The 18752-nt window shown below is 72.5% G+C and carries 17 protein-coding genes and 1 pseudogene; 10 read left to right on the top strand and 8 right to left on the bottom strand.

What is annotated here, in order from left to right; genetic code table 11:
- Positions 1-46: 46 nt before the first annotated feature.
- The gene (locus tag ACQP2F_RS17870) at positions 47-445 is read right to left on the bottom strand and encodes a DUF1707 SHOCT-like domain-containing protein (RefSeq protein WP_433305364.1); all 399 of its coding nucleotides are present in this window, start codon (positions 443-445) and stop codon (positions 47-49) included.
- 168 nt (positions 446-613) lie between these two features.
- Between ACQP2F_RS17870 and ACQP2F_RS17865 the strand changes: the two are divergent.
- Positions 614-736 (top strand): annotated as a pseudogene (locus ACQP2F_RS17865) (response regulator); the annotation flags it as partial.
- A gap of 76 nt (positions 737-812) precedes the next feature.
- Here ACQP2F_RS17865 and ACQP2F_RS17860 read toward each other — a convergent pair.
- Genes ACQP2F_RS17860 through ACQP2F_RS17850 form a run of 3 tightly spaced genes read right to left on the bottom strand, consistent with a single transcriptional unit; the run spans position 813 to position 3609 of the window.
- Positions 813-1340 (bottom strand): NifU family protein, encoded by a 528-nt coding sequence (locus tag ACQP2F_RS17860; RefSeq protein WP_433305362.1) that lies wholly within the window; start codon positions 1338-1340, stop codon positions 813-815.
- 5 nt (positions 1341-1345) lie between these two features.
- A complete protein-coding gene (feoB, locus tag ACQP2F_RS17855) occupies positions 1346-3298 on the bottom strand; it encodes a ferrous iron transporter B (RefSeq protein WP_433305360.1) in 1953 nt (650 codons plus the stop codon).
- Entirely contained in the window at positions 3295-3609 is a 315-nt protein-coding gene (locus tag ACQP2F_RS17850) for a FeoA family protein (protein WP_433305358.1), read from the bottom strand. Before ACQP2F_RS17850 ends, feoB begins: the two co-directional genes overlap by 4 nt.
- Before the next feature lie 164 nt (positions 3610-3773).
- Here ACQP2F_RS17850 and ACQP2F_RS17845 point away from each other — a divergent pair, with 164 nt between their 5' ends.
- Positions 3774-4484: a response regulator transcription factor gene (locus ACQP2F_RS17845; protein WP_433305356.1), complete on the top strand. Its 711-nt coding sequence runs from the start codon at positions 3774-3776 to the stop codon at positions 4482-4484.
- On the opposite strand, the gene ACQP2F_RS17840 is transcribed toward ACQP2F_RS17845, so the two are convergent.
- Entirely contained in the window at positions 4463-5725 is a 1263-nt protein-coding gene (locus tag ACQP2F_RS17840; protein WP_433305354.1) for a sensor histidine kinase, read from the bottom strand. The genes ACQP2F_RS17845 and ACQP2F_RS17840 overlap by 22 nt on opposite strands.
- An 87-nt stretch (positions 5726-5812) precedes the next feature.
- Here ACQP2F_RS17840 and ACQP2F_RS17835 point away from each other — a divergent pair, with 87 nt between their 5' ends.
- From ACQP2F_RS17835 to ACQP2F_RS17815, 5 genes are read left to right on the top strand one after another with little or no spacing between them, the layout of a single operon-like run.
- Positions 5813-6472: a hypothetical protein gene (locus tag ACQP2F_RS17835; protein WP_433305352.1), complete on the top strand. Its 660-nt coding sequence runs from the start codon at positions 5813-5815 to the stop codon at positions 6470-6472.
- Positions 6469-7122, top strand: a complete 654-nt coding sequence (locus tag ACQP2F_RS17830) for an ABC transporter ATP-binding protein (RefSeq protein ID WP_433305350.1) — start codon at positions 6469-6471, stop codon at positions 7120-7122. The genes ACQP2F_RS17835 and ACQP2F_RS17830 overlap by 4 nt, the downstream gene beginning before the upstream one ends.
- Entirely contained in the window at positions 7119-7742 is a 624-nt protein-coding gene (locus tag ACQP2F_RS17825) for an ABC transporter ATP-binding protein (RefSeq protein ID WP_433305348.1), read from the top strand. Before ACQP2F_RS17830 ends, ACQP2F_RS17825 begins: the two co-directional genes overlap by 4 nt.
- Complete coding sequence (locus tag ACQP2F_RS17820; protein WP_433305346.1) at positions 7739-10324, top strand: FtsX-like permease family protein; 2586 nt, start codon at positions 7739-7741, stop codon at positions 10322-10324. The genes ACQP2F_RS17825 and ACQP2F_RS17820 overlap by 4 nt, the downstream gene beginning before the upstream one ends.
- A gap of 48 nt (positions 10325-10372) precedes the next feature.
- Positions 10373-12682 carry an alkaline phosphatase family protein gene (locus ACQP2F_RS17815; RefSeq protein ID WP_433305344.1) on the top strand — a complete coding sequence of 770 codons (2310 nt, stop codon included), beginning with the start codon at positions 10373-10375 and terminating at the stop codon, positions 12680-12682.
- On the opposite strand, the gene ACQP2F_RS17810 is transcribed toward ACQP2F_RS17815, so the two are convergent.
- Positions 12582-13226, bottom strand: a complete 645-nt coding sequence (locus ACQP2F_RS17810) for a DedA family protein (RefSeq protein ID WP_433305342.1) — start codon at positions 13224-13226, stop codon at positions 12582-12584. The genes ACQP2F_RS17815 and ACQP2F_RS17810 overlap by 101 nt on opposite strands.
- 244 nt (positions 13227-13470) lie before the next feature.
- Between ACQP2F_RS17810 and ACQP2F_RS17805 the strand changes: the two genes are divergently transcribed.
- Together ACQP2F_RS17805 and ACQP2F_RS17800 are read left to right on the top strand one after the other, a co-directional pair.
- Positions 13471-14205 carry a type 1 glutamine amidotransferase domain-containing protein gene (locus tag ACQP2F_RS17805; RefSeq protein ID WP_433305340.1) on the top strand — a complete coding sequence of 245 codons (735 nt, stop codon included), beginning with the start codon at positions 13471-13473 and terminating at the stop codon, positions 14203-14205.
- Complete coding sequence (locus tag ACQP2F_RS17800; protein ID WP_433305338.1) at positions 14202-15521, top strand: DUF2254 domain-containing protein; 1320 nt, start codon at positions 14202-14204, stop codon at positions 15519-15521. The genes ACQP2F_RS17805 and ACQP2F_RS17800 overlap by 4 nt, the downstream gene beginning before the upstream one ends.
- On the opposite strand, the gene ACQP2F_RS17795 is transcribed toward ACQP2F_RS17800, so the two are convergent.
- Positions 15496-16455 carry a PaaX family transcriptional regulator gene (locus ACQP2F_RS17795; RefSeq protein WP_433305336.1) on the bottom strand — a complete coding sequence of 320 codons (960 nt, stop codon included), beginning with the start codon at positions 16453-16455 and terminating at the stop codon, positions 15496-15498. The two genes, ACQP2F_RS17800 and ACQP2F_RS17795, sit on opposite strands and share 26 nt — an antisense overlap.
- Before the next feature lie 127 nt (positions 16456-16582).
- On the opposite strand from ACQP2F_RS17795, the gene ACQP2F_RS17790 reads away from it, so the two are divergent.
- A complete protein-coding gene (locus ACQP2F_RS17790; protein ID WP_433305335.1) occupies positions 16583-17881 on the top strand; it encodes an extracellular catalytic domain type 1 short-chain-length polyhydroxyalkanoate depolymerase in 1299 nt (432 codons plus the stop codon).
- A 9-nt stretch (positions 17882-17890) separates the two neighbouring features.
- On the opposite strand, the gene ACQP2F_RS17785 is transcribed toward ACQP2F_RS17790, so the two are convergent.
- Positions 17891-18712 (bottom strand): PaaX family transcriptional regulator, encoded by an 822-nt coding sequence (locus tag ACQP2F_RS17785; RefSeq protein WP_433305333.1) that lies wholly within the window; start codon positions 18710-18712, stop codon positions 17891-17893.
- Between the last annotated feature and the right edge of the window lie 40 nt (positions 18713-18752).

Below are 18752 nucleotides of genomic sequence, written 5' to 3'. Positions count from 1 at the left end.
TCGGCATCGAGAAGTCTCATCAAGGTGAGCCGGAGTGCGTGAGCGGTCAGAAGCCGCGGCCGATGCGCTGATGCTCGAAGCCGTGGTGTCCGCCCCCGTCGACGCCAAGAACCGCCGCGAGGACCACACCGGCCAGGAAGAGGATCACCAGAGCGGCGATGACCAGACGACGGCGCGACGATCCGGCGCCCCGGCGACCGATCAGCAGGCTCAGGTCGGCCAGGATTTGCCGCCACATCGCGAGCAGAACGGCACGCCATCCGTTCCCAGCCGACCCGGGTGCCGGTGGTAAGTCGGCGACCAAAGCACTCAGCTCACGGTCATAACGGGCGGCGTACACCGCGGCCGTCCGTTCCTCGAACTCGTCCATTCCCAGACGTCCCTCGGCGGCTGCCGCGCGAAGCCGCCCGGCGATACCTTCACGGTCCGCGTCCGAGCACCGCATTTGCGGTGACAGCGGGTACGCGAATGGGCTAAGAATGTGACCTATGAGCGACCTGGGTGGGGCTGCCAGACGCTGGGCACGGCGAGGGCGGCTCCGGGTCTCCCCCGGATTTGGTCTTAGCTGATTCTTATCCGCGGTAGGCCGAACGGTTTAGGGCGTCCCCGGATCATGGTGAGCGTCGGACTTTTCGGGAACGGGCGGGCGGCGCTGGCCGCCGTGGGCGTTCGGGAGCCGGACACGGTCATCCTCGATGTCGGCATGCCGGTGCTGGACGGGTTGCAGACATGCCAGCAGCTGCGTACGGAGGGTGTCGTCGTGCCGGTGTTGATGCTGACGGCCCGCGACGACCCCGTTTCCAACGGCTCGGCTAATTCCCCGCGACCACCGCGCGCAACTGGGGGCAGCGCCGCCGCAGGCCCTCCTCGAATCGCCGGCCGAGCGTCTGCCGGGCCGCGGGGCAGCCGTGGCAGGCGCCGTCCAGGCGCACGGTGACGACACCCTCGCTGACGTCGAGCAGCGCGATGCCGCCGCCGTGCGAGGCGGCGAACCGCCCCAGATCACCGGCGAGGAGGTCCTCGGCGGCCGACCGCAGCGCCTCGTCGTTGCCGCCCTCGGAACCGGCGGCCGGCGCCCAGCCGTCCCGGTCGGCCAGCGCGGCGTGCAGCGCCGTACGGACCCGCGCGCCGTCGTGCGCCCAGTCGCCGCCCGGGCCGAGCCTGGTCTCGACGGCGGCCGGCTCGAGGAGCACCTGGGCGAGGGTCCCGTCGGCGAGAAGCGCGGCCAGCGGCGCCGGCACGGCGGCGGCCGGGCCGGTGAACGGCAGAACGCCGGCCGGCGTGATCCAGCGCAGGCTGCCGGGCCGGCCGGGGCACGGCTGCGGATGGATGGGGATCATCGCGGTCACCCGCCGCCGAGCAGGCCGGCCACGGTGTGCGCGAGATACGCCATGACCCACGCCAGCCCGGTCAGATACCCGAAGGCGATGGCCGGCCATTTCCAGCCGCCGGTCTCCCGGCGCAGGATGCCGACGGTGGCCATGCATTGCAGCGCGTACGCGAAGTAGACCAGGATCGCCGCGATGGTCGCCGGGTCGAACAGCGGCTTGCCGGCGTCCGGCCCGTCGGTGCGGGTCATCGCCTTGAGCGCCGCGGCCGGCTGCTCCGGGTCCTCGGCCGCGGCCACCTGACCCAGGGTGGCCACGAACGTCTCGCGCGCCGACTGCGCCGACAGGATGCCGATGTTGATGCGCCAGTCGAACCCGAGCGGGCTGAAGACCGGCGAGACCAGGCGGCCCAGACCCGCGGCGTAGCTGTGATCGGTCACGTACGCCGAGACGGCCGCCTTGTCCGCGGGCTCGACACCGTGGGCGCGCAGGTCCGCGGCCGAGTGGACCGGCAGGTTGAGCAGCAGCCAGAGCAGCACGGTGGTGACCGCGATGATCGTGGAGCACTTGCGGACGAACGAGCGCGCCGAGTCCCAGACCGCCAGCAGCACGCTGCGTACCGACGGCAGGCGGTAGGGCGGCATCTCCATGTAGAAGGGCATCATCAGGCCACGCCGATTGCCGATCTTCTTGAACACCCAGGCCGCGGTCATCGCGCTGACGGCGCCGAGCAGGTACATGCCGAACATCACGAGGCCCTGCGCCGGCAGCGGGCCGACCCGGGCCGACGGGCTCACGAGCAGCCCGATCATCAGCACGTACACCGGCAGCCGCGCGGAACAGGTCATCAGCGGCGCCGCCATCATGGTCGCCAGCCGGTCCTTGGCCGAGGGGAGCGTACGGGTGGCCATGATGCCGGGAATAGCGCAGGCGAACGAGGACAGCAGCGCGACGAAGGCGCGCCCCTCGAGCCCGGCGCGAGCCATCACCCGGTCCATCAGAAACGCCGCCCGGGACATGTAGCCGACGCTCTCGAGCAGGGCGATGAGCAGGAACAGCAGCATGATCTGCGGGACGAAGACGAGAACGCTGCCGACGCCGCCGATCAGCGCCTCGCCCAGCAGGCCGGCCAGCCACGGGTTGCCGACGTGCGCGGTCACCTGGCCGGAGAGCCAGCCGAAGAAGCCCGCCACCCAGTCCTGGATCGGCGCGGCCAGCGTGAAGATCGTCTGGAAGAAGAGCAGCATCACGACGAAGAAGACGATCGTGCCCCAGACCGGGTGCAGCAGCACGGCGTCGACCCGCTGGGTGATCCGGTGCCGGCCGGCCGGGCGGTACGCGGCGAAGGCGAGCACCGACTCCGTCCAGGCGTCGACCTCGGTCGCGTCGCTCGGTGGCGGCAGCGGCGGCACCGTCCAGGACCGCCAGTCGGCGAGCCGTTCCCGCAGATCGTCGACGCCGTGTCCGCGGTTGCCGACGACCCGCACCACCGGAACGCCGAGCGCCTGTTCGAAGGCCTCCAGGTCGAGGTGCCCCTGGCGGGCGGACAGCTCATCGGTGAAGGTCACCACGACGCAGGTGGGCAGGCGCCGGGCGAGCACCTGGGCGACGAACCGCAGTGACCGGCGCAGGGTGGTGGCGTCCACGATCACCAGCAGCGCGTCCGGCGGCTGCTCCCCGTCGATGCGCCCGTCCAGCACGTCGACCAGGATCTGCTCGTCCGGGCTGATCGGCTCGAGGCTGTAGGTGCCGGGCAGATCCTCGATCATCAGCCGGCGGCCGCCGGCCCGGCTGACGCCCAGGAACCGGGAGACCGTGACACCGGGGTAGTTCCCGGTCTTGGCATGCATGCCGGTGAGCGCGTTGAAGATGCTGGTCTTGCCCGCGTTCGGGCTGCCGACCAGCGCGATGCGAGGCTCGGCGGTGGCGACGCCGCCGGCGGCTCCCTCGTCGTGACAGCCGGCGGTCATCCGGCGACCACGCGCACGAGCACGCACTCGGCCTGGGCACGCCGCAGGCAGACCTCGTAGTCGCGCACCCGGTAGATCACCGGGTCGCGCAGTGGCGCCCGCCGGACCACCTCGATCACGGTGCCGGGGGTGAAGCCCAGGTCCGTCAGGCGACGGGCGGTCGACGGCAGCGCGCCGCCGGACACCTCCACGACGCTCGCCCGTCCGGCCGGCGCGAGATCACACATCGGCACGACGCCGGACCCCGGCTCGTCCGGTGCTGCCGCGCTCACCCGCGGACGGCGCAGCACGAGTGGGAGTCGTCGAGTCACCCGCTAACCATAGGTAAGGCTTGGTTTACTTGCCAGCCCTTGAGCCGAGGATCTCTTACAACCTGTAGGTGACGCGTCCCGAGTCAGCCGGCATCCTGCGAACCTGAAGATTCGCTGAACCGGCGGTGTGGGTGCACGGGCGGACGGCGGGTTACCGTTCGGGAGTGAGCGATCTGCTCGTGAACCACCTGGACATCCCCACGAAGGTGCTGGTCGTCGAGGATGACCAGGGCGTCGGCTCCGGCCTGGCCGGCATCCTCGCCGCGGATGGCCACGAGGTTCGCTGGGCGCGTACCGCCGCGGACGCACACCGGCTGATCGCCGACCGTGAGCCCGACCTGGTCGTGCTGGATCTGGGCCTTCCCGATGCCGACGGCTTCGATCTCTGCGAGCAGATCCGGCAGCAGCACTCCGAGGTTGTCGTGGTCGTGGTGACCGCACGGACCGACGAGACCGACGCTGTGCGCGCTTTGGACGGCGGCGCCGACGACTTCGTGATGAAACCGTTCCGCCCGGTGGAGCTGCTGGCGCGCTTGCGCGCTCACCTGCGGCGGCGCGGCGAGGCCGGGCCGCCGGAGTTGCGCGCGGGTCCGGTGCGGCTGGACCAGCGGGCGCGGCGCGCCTGGGTCGGCGAGCGGGAGATCGCGCTGCGGCCGAAGGAGCACGAGCTGCTCGCCGTCCTGGTCGGTGCCGCCGGCCAGGCGGTGCGCCGGGAGCACCTGATGGACGTGGTGTGGGACGAGCATTGGGCGCGCTCGACGAAGACGCTGGACGTGCATGTCGCCAGCGTGCGCCGCAAGCTGGCCGACGCCGGCGACCGATGGGACCGGATCGCGACCCTGCGCGGCTACGGCTACCGGTTCGAGCTCGACTGAAGACGATCGTCCGGGGTGAGCACCGTGGGCACCAGCAGGGCCACTCGCGGGTGGGGCGTACGGCGCCGGATCAGCAAGGACCCGCCGGCCCGCTCGATGATGCCGGCCGCAAGGTGCAGTCCCGTGCCGAAGGCCGCGGCGTCGCCGAATCCGTCGCCTTCGTCGGCGACCTCGATCAGGACGGCGTCTCCATAGGGTTCGACGGTCACCGTGACGGTCCCGCGGCCGTGGCGCATCGCATTGTCGATGAGCACGTCGAGGCTTTGCCGAAGAGCCGGGCCGCTGATCGCGACCGTTCCCTCGCTGTCGGTGCGGAGCGCCACGGGCCGGGCCGGGCTGCCCCAGCGCCGGACCGCCTCTCGCGCGATCCGGGCCGGATCCGTGGTGCCGTGCCCCGTACGGCCGCGTAGGGAGAGCAGGTCCGCGATGGTGGTCTCGAGATCGCGGGCGCGGGCGATGGCGGTCGGCACGTCGGGCGCCGGCCGTTCGAGGGCGAGCAGGACTCCGGCAAGCGGCGTCCGCAGCTGGTGGGAGGCATCCCGGACGAACTCCCGTTCATGGCGCAGCAGCTCGGCGATCTGCCGCGCGCTGTCACGCAGGGCGTCGCCCGCCTCGTCGGCCTCGGTGATTTCACAACGCGGCAGATGTACGTCGTAGCGGCCGTCGCCGAGGCTGCGGGCCGCCGCCGTCAGGTTCTCGAACGGCCGGGAGATCCGGATCGCCGATCGCCGGGCCAGCAGGACCGCCACCGCGATCACGAGCAGCGCCAGCGCCGCGAGCAGCCCCCAGATCCGGTGACTCTGCGCCCGCAGCCGCGCGAACGGGACGGCTGCCCGCACGCTGCCCGCGACCGTCGTGTCGGACAGGACGGGAACCACCACGGCGAGATCCGAGCCGTCGTGACCGTCGTGCTCACGGCCGTCGGCGGCCCGGCCGGCGAGCGCCGACCGCAGCGGACCGGCGCCGGCGACGCGGGTTCCCTGTGCGTCGTAGACCGCGATCAAGAAGTGGTTGGTGCCGGCCGGCACCCGGACCGGTGTGCCCGCCTCGAGGATGTTGTCCGGCACCGCGGCCACGCCCCGGGTCGCGTCGCGTTGCAATCCGGTCAGCGCCTGGCTGGTGACCAGCCGATCCAGGACCACGGCGAGCGGCACGCCGAACAACAGCAGCGCCAGCGCCACGACCAGCACGATCGCGTTGCGTACCCGGGCGCGCATGCTGCGGTTCGGGGTTCGCCTCATGCCATGGACTGTAGGCGGCTCAGGGCAAAGTGGCCGTTTACCTTTCGTTGTCCGGGCGATGACCGCCCGCTGTCTAGCGTCGCCATCATGAGACGATCACACCTCTGTCCGGCCGCGGTGGCGCTGGTCGCGGCGATGGCCGGGTGCAGCGCCGGCGGTCCCGCACCCAGCGCGGACGCGACCGCCGCCTCCGCGACCTCCACGGCATCCGCGGCATCCGCCACGCCGGTCGGCACCGCACCGAGCTCCGCCGCGCAGTCCCCGGTTGCGGCCGAGAGCAATCCACCGGGCGACATCCCGGACAACATCGCTTTCGTCGAGTATGCGAACGCCACCGGCCGGTACCGGTTCACCCACCCCGAGGGGTGGGCCGAGAAGACAACCGGCACCACCGTCACGTTCACCGACAAGCTCAACGGTGTGCACGCGTCGGCCGGGACCGCGACGACGGCGCCGACCACGGCGACGGCGAAGCAACAGGACGTTCCCGCGCTGGCCCGGAGCCAGGCCGCCTTCGAGTTGCGGGGCGTGACGGAGGTGACCGAGCCGGGCGGCCGGGGCGTCCGTATCGTCTATCGCCGCAACTCGGCGCCCGACGCCGTTACCGGCCGGCAGTACCGCGACGAGGTCGAGCGCTACGAACTGGTGTCACACGGCCGTGAGGTCATCGTCGAGCTGTTCGGTCCGGTCGGCGCCGACAACGTCGACGCGTACCACACCATGATCACGAGTCTGCGGATCCGGTGACGCCGCTCGAGGCCCGCGGGCTGCATCGCTTCTACCGGCGCGGCGACACCGAGATCGCCGCTCTGCGGGACGTGTCCTTGACGTGCGCGGCGGGCGAGTCGACAGCGGTCACCGGGCCCTCCGGCTCCGGCAAGTCGACGCTGCTGAGCCTGCTGGCCGGGCTCGACGATCCGGACGGGGGCGCCGTCCACGTCGCCGGTCATCGCCTCAGTCACCGCGGCCCGGCCGCCGCCGCCCGCCTGCGCGCCTCGCACATCGGCGTGCTCACCCAGGCCAGTGGCCTGTTCGGTCACCTGAGCGTGGAGGAGAACGTCGTCCTCGCCGCCTCGCTGGGCCGCACCGGCGGCCCCGCACCGGCCGACCTCATCGACGGTCTCGGCCTCACCACGGTTCGACGGAGCCTCCCGCGCACCCTGTCCGGCGGCGAGACGGCACGGGCCGGGCTCGCGGTCGCCCTGGCCGGCTCGCCGACCGTGCTGCTCGCCGACGAGCCCACCGCCGAGGTGAGCCGCGACGAGGAGACCACCATCCTCGACCTGCTCGACGCGTGGCGGCCCCGCGACGGCGCGGCCGTCATCGTCACGCACTCACCGGCCGTCGCGACCCACGCCGACCGGATCCTGCACCTGGTCGACGGGAGGCTGACATGATCGTGGACGCCACCGATGTCTCGGTCCGGCTCGGCGGCCGGGTCGTACTCGACACGGTCTCGCTGCGGCTCGACGCCGGCGAGCGGTGCGCGCTGACCGGCCGGTCCGGCTCCGGCAAGACCACCATGCTGCTGGTCCTCGCGGGACTCATCACGCCCTCCAGCGGATCGGTCGACCTCCGCCTGGAACCCGCCGAGGTGGCCTACGTGCCCCAGGCGCCGTCCCTCGTTCCCGAGCTGACCGCGCTGCAGAACGCCACCCTCGGCCTCCGGATCCGGGGCGTCCCACCCGCCGACGCCGAGAAGCAGGCGAAAATGCACCTGTCCTCGCTCGGACTCGACGACATCGACGACGCGCTGCCCGCCGAGCTCTCCGGTGGCATGCAGCAACGTGTCGCGCTCGCCCGGGCGCTGGCGACCCGTCCGCGCCTGCTGCTGGCCGACGAGCCCACGGCGGCCCTCGACCAGGCCACCGGCAGGCACACCGTCGACGCCCTCATCGCGTACGCCGCCCGCACCGGGACGGCTTTGATCGTCGCCACCCATGACCCGGCTGTCGCCGCCCGCTTCCCGGCCGAGATCGCGCTCGCGCCGCGGGTCGACCAGGAGCCGGTCCGATGACCGCTCGATACGTGCTGCAGGCGCTGCGGCGACGCCCGGCCGAGACCCTCGCGGCCGCGGTGGCCGTGGCGCTGACCGTCGCGTTCCTCATCCTGCTCGGATCCTTCACCGCCCGGACCGGCGCCCGGCTGACCGCTCGCGCCGCTCAACGCGTGCCGGTCGACTGGCAGGTCCAGGTCACCCCCGGCAGCGATCCCGCGATCACCGCCACGGCACTGCGCGACGTCTCCGGGCTGCTCGGCTTCCGGGCCGTCGACTACGCCCGCGTACCCGGCCTCACCTCGGTCGCCGCCGACGCCGGTACGCGGACCACCGGCGCCGCGTACGTCGTCTCCGTTCCGGACGACTATGGATCGTTCGCCCCCGGTCAGATCCGTCCCCTCGTCGGCCGGCCCACCGGCATCGTCCTGCAGCAGCAGACCGCGTCCAACCTGGGCGCCGCTCCGGGCACGCGGGTGACCGTCCTGGGCGCGCGGCAGACGGTCCAGGTGACCGGCGTGGCCGAACTACCCGACGCCGATTCGTTCTTCCAGGTCGTCGGGGCGCCCGCCGGATCGGGTGCGAGCGCCCCGCCGGACAATGTCCTGGTGGTCAGCCCGGCCCGGTTCGCCGCGCTGACCGCCGGCGCCACCGTGGTCCGCCAGTTTCACGTCCGGCTGGACCGGGCGACGCTGCCGGCCGATCCCGCGAAGGCCGCCGACGAGATCACCCGCCGGGCCAACCATCTCATCGCGGCGGTGGCCGGCGGTGCGTTGATCGGTGACAACCTGGAGACCTCGCTGTCGGCGGCCCGGGAGGACGCGATCTATGCCCGATTGCTGGTCCTTCTGCTCGGCGTGCCCGCCCTGCTGCTCGCCGGTGTGGTGACCGCCCTGGTCGTGTCGCTGCGCAACGACCGGCAACGCCGTGACCTGGCCCTGCTGCGCCTGCGTGGGGTGACGCCGCGTCACGCGGCGGTCCTGATCGGCGGCACCGCGCTGCTCGACGGATTGCTCGGCGCCGCGATCGGGGCCGGGGCGGCCGAGCTCGCGCCGGGCGCCGGACCGTCGCCGGGCTGGCTGCTCGCCGGAACACTCGCCGGCGTGCTGCTCGCGGTCGCGACCGAGCTCGCGCCGCTCGCCGGCTCGCTGCGCGGCGGCCCGACGCTGCTGCAGGGCGTGAACCCGGTTCCCCCGGCGCGTACGCCGATGCCGTTGCGCCTCGGCCTCGACATCCTGCTGCTCGCCGGCTCCGGGGTCGTGTTCTGGCTGACCGCGCGCGGCGGCTACCAGGTGGTGGTCGTCCCGGAGGGTGTGCCGGTCGCGTCGGTCAACTACGCCGCCCTGCTGGCCCCGGCATTGGCGTGGCCGGGACTGGCCCTGCTGGTCTGGCGGCTGACGGCGCTGGCGCTCAATCGGCCCGCTCGCGCGCCGGCCGCCGACCACCGTGGCCGCATGCCCGACCTGCGCCAGGACGTCCTCCGCCGTCGCCGGATGCCGATCGCCCGCGGGGTCACCGGCCTGGCTGTCGCCGTCGCCGTGACCGTCTCGGCGGCCATCTTCACCCACACCTACGACCAGCAGGCACGCCTCGACACCGCGCTGACGGTGGGCTCCGACGTCGCGGTCACGCTCCCGCCGGACAGCACGGCGAGCCTCGACCCGGCGATCGCCACGGTTCCCGGGGCCGCGGCCGTGGAACGAGTGAGCCACCGGCTCGTCTATGTCGGACCCGATCTGCAGGATCTGTACGGCATCGACGCCGCGACCGTCGGCCGCGCCGCTCCCCTGCAGGACGCGTTCACGCCGGGCAACTCGATCAAGGCGGTGCTCGGCCGGCTCGCCGCCACGCCCGACGGCGCCCTGCTCTCCCAGGAGACGCTGCACGACTACCAGCTGCGCACCGGCGACATGGTGCAGCTGCGGCTCAAGGATGCCGGCGGCGCCTACCGGACCGTGCGATTCCACGTGGTCGGCGTGATCACCGAGTTCGCCACCGCGCCCCGCGACAGTTTCGTCGTGGCCAACCGGTCGTACGTGGCCTCGGCAACCGGGCTGTCATCGGTGCAGACCCTGCTGGTTCGCACCGACCGGCCGGCCGCCGTGGCCGCGGCCATCCATGCACCCGCCTCGGCTCTGGTCAACGACATCACCGCGCCCCGGGTCGCCGTGCCCTCGGCATCCGGGCTGGCCGCCGGCAGCCTCTCCGGACTGTCCCGCCTGACGCTGGCGTTCGGCCTTCTGCTGGCCGCCGCCAGTGCCGGTCTCGTGCTGGTGGTGGGCGCCGTCCAGCGGCGGCGATCGACCACCGCGCTCGCCATCCTGGGCGCCTCGGCCCGTCAGCGCGCCGGGTTCCTCTGGGCCGAGGCGCGGGCGCTGACCGTTGCCGGCGCGCTCGGCGGCCTCGTCGCCGCGGCGGTGATCGCGGCCGAGCTGGTCAAAGTTCTCAACGGCATCTTCGACCCGCCACCGCAGCACCCGGCGGTGCCGTGGGCCCTGGTCGTCACCGTCGTCGTCACCGTGGCCGCGAGCGCGGCACTGGCGACGGCGCTGGCCACCCGCTGGGCCGGCCGGGTCGACGCGTCCCGGCTACGAGATCTCTGAGAATCGTTCTCGGCGTTTTCTCATCCGCGGCGGCTTATGGTGCCGCCGATGACGGTGAAGGCTCGTGTTACTCGGTGGGCGCCGGCCGGCTGGGCCGTCGCCTGGTTGGCGGTGATGGCCTGGCACGGCGGCCTCGCATGGCACTTCTTCACGCAGGGCGCCCGGGCGCTGGCCGACCTCGACGACCCGGCCGGCGGCCTACACCTCTACGCGGCGGCGCCGGCGTTGCAGATCGGCCCGCTCGCCTTCCTCGTCACGGTGTTCCTGCGCATCCTCGGTGGCGGACCCGCCCTGCTCGCGGCGCAGGCACTCGGGGTGGCGGCCGGCGCGTACCTGCTGTGGCAGGCCGGTCGTCTCGGCGGCCGGATCTCGCCGTGGGCGGTGGTGTTCTTCGTCCCGGCCTGGATGTACCTGGCGGTCGCCTCGACGCACGTGGACGACGTGCTCGCCCTCGGCGGCGGGGTGGCCGCGCTGGCCGCCGCCCGCGCCCACCGGGCGTGGGCAGCCGGGCTGCTGCTCGGGCTCGCCGTCGACGCCAAGCCCTGGGCCCTGGGCTTCGCGGCGCTGCTGGTGCTGCTGCCCGACCGGCGTGCGACGCTGCGCGGAGCTCTGGCCGCGGCCGGCACGATCGCCGTCGCGTGGCTGCCGTTCTTTCTCGCCGATCCACGGACCGTGCGAGCGCTGCACTTCACCATCGTCAACACGCCGCTCTCCGCGCTGCGCGCGCTCGGGGTCACCGATCCACGCACCCCGCCATGGGATCGCCCGGCCCAGATGCTGCTCGGCATCGCCCTCGGCGTCCTGGCCGTCCGCCGTGGCCGCTGGGCGGCCATCCCGCTGCTCGCGGTCGCGGCCCGGATCGCGCTCGACCCGGGCACCAACAAGTACTACGCCGCAGGCGCCGTCGTCGGCGCCGTGCTGTGGGACGCCGTCGGCAGCGAGGCCCGGTTTCCCTGGTGGACGGCGGGCGCCGCGGTTTCCCTGTTCGCCGGCCGCTCGATGCCGATGCCGCCCGCCGCCCACGGCTGGTTCACCCTGGTTTATTGCGTCGCGTGCGTGTTCCTGGCGGCCCCCGGACGGCGGCACGACGGGCCTGAAGAAACGCTGAAGACGCGAGACGTTCGTCGATGCCGGCGTCACCTGCCGAACGCCCGGGGCGGCCCGGCCGTTAACCCGGAACTTCTAGACACAGGCGGAACCCGGTTCACGGATCACAGGAAAGGATCCGAGATGTTCCGTCCCGCCATCGGCGCCGTCGCCGTGCTCGGCCTGCTGGCCGCCACCCCGGCCACCGCCGCCCCCGCCCGGGCGCATCCCTCGAGCACGTCACACGTCCTGCTGCTGTCCATCGACGGCCTGCACCAGCAAGACCTCGACTGGTACGTGCGTACCCACCCACGCTCGAGCCTGGCGCGGCTCGTCTCCTCCGGGACCGGCTACCGCAACGCGGTCACCCCGTTCCCGTCCGACTCGTTCCCCGGCATGCTCGCCCAGGTCACCGGCGGCGACCCGCGGACCGCGGTGTTCGGGATGAACTTCCAGACCGTCTCGACCGCGCAGAAGCTGCCGATCTCCGACGGACAGGCCGGCGGGTACCGGGCCGACGGCCGCACGCCCGGGCCGGTCCTGGCCGCCGCCGCCCTTGACTTCGTCGACGCCCAGCTCGGCCGCCTCTCCGCCGAACTGGCCCGGCAACACCTCGCCGATCGGACCACGATCATCCTGTCGGCCAAGCACGGCCAGTCCCCCACCGATCCGGCCCAGCTGACCCGCATCAACGACGGCGCGATGCTGATGTGGCTGGCCGACCGCTCGCCCGCCGCGGCCGCCTTCGCCCAGCGCTTCCTGCCGGGTCACGACGGCACCGGCAACGACATCACCGGCGCGGCCAAGCCGTACACCGCGTCCGGCCTCGCCCACGTCTACTCCGGAGCGGCGGCGGCCGGCTTCATCGGCGTGCGGCCGGGCGACGAACGAGTGCCCGACCTGATCGGCATCGCCCAGCCCGGCGTCGTCTACACCGCGAAGAAATCGAAGATCGCCGAGCACGGCGGCAACACGCCGGCCGACCGGCACGTGCCGATCGTGGTCGCCGGGGCCGGCATCGCGCATCACACCGTCGACGCGCCGGTCGAGACCACCCAGATCGCGCCGACCATCCTGCGCCTGCTCCCCCCTCGACCCGGACGAGCTGGACGCCGTCCGCGCCCAGCACACCCGGCCGCTCCCCCGCTGAGTCGCCGAGGTGTTCGCGCGGTCAGTCCGGCTGCGATCCACCCGTTCGGGCACGTCGCCGGCCGCGCAGCAGCTCGACGCCGATCGGGATCACCGACAGCACCACGATCGCGACCAGGATGAGCTCGATGTTGGATTTGACGAACGCGACCTGGCCGAGGAAATAGCCGAGGATCGTCACCCCGCTGCCCCACGCGGCGCCGCCGATGACGTTGTAGATGAGGAAGGTCCGGTAGTGCATGTGGCTCGCACCGGCCACGATCGGCGTGAAGGTCCGCACGATCGGCACGAAGCGGGCGAGCACGATCGACCGGGCGCCGTACTTGGCGAAGAAGTTCCGGGCCCGGGTCAGGTTCTCCTGCTTGAACACGCGGGAATCGGGCCGGCGGAACAACGACGGCCCGAACCGGCGGCCGAACAGATAGCCGAACTGGTCGCCGAGCACTGCGGCGGCCGAGACCAGCAGGCACATCAGCCACAGCGGCAGATGGAGGTAAGTGCCACCGGCGATGAGCAGCCCGGTGGTGAACAGCAGCGAGTCGCCGGGCAGGAAGAAGCCGATCAGCAGGCCCGACTCGGCGAAGACGATGGCGAGGATCCCGATCACACCGAATGTCGAGATCAGCCATTCCGGGTCGAGGAACGACGGGCCCAGCGCTGACGTCATCGACATACGGTTCTCTCCATCGGCGTCGGCGGTAGCTCGCGGCTCAGACACCCGGTGCCCCGTCCGGCACGCCGCAAACCTACATCCTGTAGGAGCCCAGATCGGCGGGCATTGGCAGATCTGCCAATCTTCGGCGGCCTCGCGCATGAGCCTGTCGGGCACGGGTACCCCGTTCCACCCTGAGCGGCCTGCCAGGACGGACCAACTCTGTGGCGCCAGCGCCATCGGGTGACAGGAGGACGACATGCCCACCACACGCCGGCTCAAGGGCCGCACGATCGCCGCCCTGGCGGCTGACGGCTTCGAGAAGGTCGAGCTGGTCGTTCCGATGCGAGCCCTGAAGGCGGCCGGCGCCAAGGTGGATGTGGTGTCCCTGCGGCACGGGCGGATCCGTGGGGTCAACCTGCATATGCCCGCCAGTCGGGTCCGCGTGGACAAGACCGTCGACGAAGCCGATCCCGCCGGCTATGACGGCCTGCTGTTGCCCGGCGGATTCATCAATCCCGACCTTCTCCGGCAGTCCGCCCCGGCGCGGGAGTTCGTTCGCGCATTCGCCGCGTCTGGCAAGCCCATCGCCACCCTCTGTCATGGACCGTGGGTGCTCGCATCGGCGGGACTCGTAAACGGACGGACCCTCACCTCCTGGCCCGGGATCCGCGATGACCTGGTCAACGCGGGTGCCACCTGGCTCGATCAGGAGCTCGTCCGGGACGGGAACCTCACCACGAGCAGAGGGCCCCAGGACATGGCCGCCTTCCTCCCGGGAATGATCGATGCCTTCGCGGAGACGTCGCCGGCGCCGTCGGCACCCCGCCGTGAGTCCGACCGGCAACGCGAGGCGCCCGTCGGCTGGTCCCTGGCCGCACTGCGATGGTCGCCGAAACCGTCGGCCGTCGCCCTGGTGAGCGTCGGCTTGGCCGCTGCCGCCGGGCGCGCCCTCCGTGGCCGGGCCGCGGCCGGCCGTACCTCCGCCACATGAGCGCCCTGCGGTTCCAGCGCTTCGTCCGGACCAGCCTGTGGCTCCTGCCGCTCGGCTGTCTGGCCGTGGGCGCCCTCCTCGCCATCGGAACGCTCGCCGTCGACCGGGCGACGGACTACCGGCTCGTCTCGCAGAGCCTGACCGGGACGCCGTCGGACGCGCAGACGATCCTGTCCTCCTTCGCCACGGCTCTGGTGTCGCTGACCACCCTGGTCCTGACGGTCACCCTGGTCGCGGTCCAGCTGGCGATGGGCCAGTTCTCGCCCCGCATCGTGGGGGCGCTGCTCACCGACCGGTGGAGCCAGCTGGCGATCGGGTTGTTCGGCGGCAGCTTCCTGGTCACGGTGCTGACCCTCCGCGAGATCCGCGGCTCCGACACCGGCTCGGTGCCGGGACTGTCGATGCTCCTGTCGTACGTCCTGATGCTCGCCAGCATCGTGGTGCTCGTCCTGTTCGTGCACCACGCCGGCCAGGGCTTGCGGGTCGCCGGGCTCATCGACCTCGTCGGCGACCGGAGCCGCGAGCTCATCGTCCGCGAGCACGGGGACCTGCCCGTCGCCACCGGCGGCCCCGACGGGATCGTCGCCGCGGCGCCCGGCAACGTGATTCGGGTCGACCGCCCGGCGCTCGTCGCCGCGGCCCGGCAGGCGGACTGCGTGCTGGAGCTGGTCCCCGTGGTCGGCGACTTCGTCGTCGGCGGCGCGCCGCTGCTCCGGGTGCATCCGGGCGCCCGGACTCCGGTGAACGGGGACGGGAGCCCGGCCCATCGGCTCCGGGCCGGTGACGTCACCCGGCACATCCTTCTCGGCGCTGAGCGCGTGCACACCGAGGACCTCGCGTACGGCTTCCGCAAGCTCGTCGACATCGCCGTGCGGTCGATCGCACAGCCGTTCAACGACCCCACGACGACGGTCCAGGCACTGCACCGGCTGCATGACCTGCTGCGCCTCATCGCCGCTCGCCCCCTGCCCTGCGGTGAACACCGCGACGAGGACGGCGTGGTGCGCCTGATCGAGCGGACCGTCAGCTGGGACGGCTACGTCCGGCTGGCCTTCGACGAGATCCGCCTGGCCGGGGCGTCGGAGCCGCAGGTGACCCGGAAGATCTGCGCGGCCCTGGCCGACCTCAAGAGCGTGGCACCGCCGGACCGGCAGGAACCGCTGGACCGCCAGCTGCGGCTGCTGAGCGCCGCCGTCCGACGCGCCCACGACGACGACGAGGACATCCTCGCAGCGCTCACCCCGGACACCGAGGGCATCGGCTCCGGCGCCGATGTCACCGCCCCACCACCTAGCTCACCGGTCGCGCGGTCGTGATCGCCGCCAGATCGGCCACGGTGTGCGCGCGGATGCCGGCGATCGGGGCGACGGCGTGCCGGCTCGCCACCGCGCGCACGTGCTCCTGCGCCGCCTCGGCCAGGCCGTCGTAGACGGCCGTGAACAGGTCCCGGGCGGGTTCCCGCAGCCACCCCGGCGGCAGCAGCCGGGCCGGCAGGTTCGGGTCGAGAACCGGCAGCCGCCGGTAGGTGTTCATCACCTCGGTGCGGGCCCGGACCGCCTCGGACCCGGTGAGCGTGCGCGGCAGCGTCTCGGCCCAGCGCGCGATGAACGCCTCGTACTGCCGGGCGATCCCGGCCGTGTCCCACGCGTCGATCGGATTGCGGCGGATCGCCGCGTCCAGCTCGACGTGCCGGGCGCGGAAGACGGTCAGGGTGCCGAGGGTGAGCTCGGCGAGCCGGGCCTTGGTCTTCTCGCTCAGCTCGTGCGGGGAGATCCACAAGCCGTCGTACAGCGGCGCGTAACCCATCCACCGCAACTGGCCGCGTAGCGCCCGCCGCAGGGTGCCCTCCTCCTGCGGGAGCGAGAAGGCGATCAGCGTCCACTGCCCGTCCCACGGTGGCACCAGCCCGGGCGAGACGATCGCGCTGCCGCCGACGGCCAGGAAGGTGGCGGCCGCGGCGGTCAGCCGGTACGAACTGTGCCGGCCCTCGCGGTGGCTCTCGATCACCCCGCGGCGCGCCAGCCGGCTGATCGTGGTGCGGGCGCCGGCCGGGCTGACCCCGGCCTCGGCCAGGAGCGCCACGATCGCCCCGGACGGCAGCCGGGCCCGGGTCAGCAGCGTGTAGTCGGCCAGCAGGGTGACGGCCAGGTCCTGCGGCGAGTTGCCGCTCTGCCGCCGGGGCAGCCGGATCGGTCCGGCGAGCTCCTCGGGGAAGATCTCGCCGATGTCGTACGGGGTGGGTGCCGGCATCGCTCCGACTCTAGACGCTGTGTCACATCGATGGTCATTGATTGACAGTTCGCTTCCCCGGGGTAAAGCTATCTGTCACATGATGGGTTACCGGCCGGGTCCTCAATCCCCGCAAGGAGCCAAGGCGATGAAGATCAGAAGAAAGCTGCTGCTGGCCACGGCCACCGTGGTCGCGGCGGCCGGGCTGGCCGTGCCCGCGGCCCGGCCCGCGTTCGCCGCCGCGCTGACCGAGGTCACCAACTTCGGCGACAACCCCGGCGGCATGCGGATGCACATCTACGTCCCGGATTCCCGGCCCACCCGGCCGGCCATCGTGGTGGCCATGCACGGCTGCGGCGGCTCCGGCCCGGGTTTCTACTCCGGCAGCGAGTTCGCCGCGCTGGCGGACCGGTACGGGTTCCTCGTCATCTATCCCAGCGCGACCCAGCAGGCCGGCTTCGGCAACTGCTTCGACACCTGGTCGGACGCCGCCAAACGGCGCGGCGGCGGCAGCGATCCGGTGTCCATCGTCTCCATGATCACGTACGCCGAGCGGCAGTACGCCGGCGATGCGAACCGGGTGTACGCGACCGGCAGCTCGTCCGGCGGCATGATGACCAACGAGATGCTGGCCCTCTATCCCGACGTGTTCAAGGCCGGCGCCGCGTTCATGGGCGTGCCGTTCGGTTGCTTCGCCAACGCCGCCGACTACCCGCCCGGCACCAGCAAGTGCACCGGCGGCGCCATGGACCGCACCCCGCAGCAGTGGGGCGAGCTGGTCCGGCAGGCCTATCCGGGCTACTCCGGCCCCCGCCCCCGCGTGCAGCTGTGGCACGGCACCAGCGACACCCTCGTGCCGTACTCGCTGTTGCAGGAGGAGATCGAGCAGTGGACCGACGTCTTCGGGCTGAGCCAGACGCCGACGTCCTCGGACACCCCGCAACCGGGCTGGAACCGGCGCCGGTACGGCTCGCAGGTCGAGGCGTACAGCATCCAGGGGGCCGGGCACAGCCTGCCGGGCACGGGTATGGCCGCGTACGCGATTGCCTTCTTCGGTCTTGACGGCACGACCCCGCCCCCGACCAGCCCGCCTCCCACCAGCCCGCCTCCCACCAGCCCGCCCCCCTCGGGCTCGTGCCGGGTCACCGCGGCGGTGAACGCGTGGAACACCGGGCTGACCGAGAGCCTGACCATCACCAACACCGGCACCGCGCCGGTCAACGGCTGGTCGCTGGCCTTCACGCTGCCCGGCGGGCAGACCATCACCTCGGGCTGGAACGCCATCTATTCGCCGGCCTCGGGCCGGGTGACCGCGCGCAACGCGAGCTACAACGGCACGATCGCCCCCAACGCGTCGGTCAGCATCGGCTTCCAGGCCACCCACACCGGCAACACCGGCAAGCCGGCCGACTTCACGCTCAACGGCAACGCCTGCGGCTCCGCCTGACGGCGCCGGTCACGCGGTCGCCGGGCGCAGATCCAGCAGTCGCTCGGCGACCGCCCGGGCCGGTCGCTCGTAGCCGGTCTCGAGGTCGCGGAACACCTTCTGGGCCCGCGCCGCGGGCCAGTCCGGCGGCAGATGCTCGACCGGCAGGCGGGGATCGCGCCGGATCGCGTGCAGCCACTCCGCGATCAGCGTGAGACGGGCGGCGAGCGGATCGGCCAGCGGCGGCGCGCCGTCCCAGCGGGCCAGGAAGCCGGTGTAGGCCGCGGCGAGCGCAGGCAGGTCGTACGCGTCGCCGACCATGACGCCGATGTCGGTGCGCGCGCCGGCCCGGGCGTGGAAGATCCGGGCGTGGGCGTCCAGCCCGAGGCTGCTGACGATGTGGCCGGCGGCCACCTCGCCGGGCGCGATCCACAACCCGCCCTGCAGCGGCCCGAAGCCCGCCCAGGCCAGCTGCGAGCGCAGGTCGTGCCGCTGGCGCTGCCATGACTCGGGCAGCGAGAAGCTCAGCAGCGTCCAGGTGCCGTCCCAGGAGTCGTTGACCGCGCCGGCCCGCCAGATCCGGTCGCGGCCGTCGCGCAGCAGCGTCGTGGACCGGTCGGTGAGACCGAAGTACATCCGGCGGCCCTCGCGCTGGCGGCGCAGCAGCCCGCGGGCGGCCATCCGGGTCAACGTGGACCGGGCGGCGTGCGACGAGATGCCCAGCCGGTCGCAGACGTCGATGACGCTGCCGGAGAACACGCACAGCCCGCGGTCGAGCAGGTAGTCACCGAACAGCATCAGCAGCAGGGTCTGCGGGCGGGGCCCGGACTCGGCGGGTTCCGTCGTCGGCATGAGCTGAATGTTAGGCAGAATATTGACGGCTGTGTGTGAT

This window comes from Actinoplanes sp. CA-030573, from assembly GCF_050951115.1.
Lineage (GTDB): Bacteria > Actinomycetota > Actinomycetes > Mycobacteriales > Micromonosporaceae > Actinoplanes.
The sequence above is the reverse complement of the archived record's forward strand: the minus strand, read 5'-3'. Positions and strand labels throughout refer to the sequence as shown.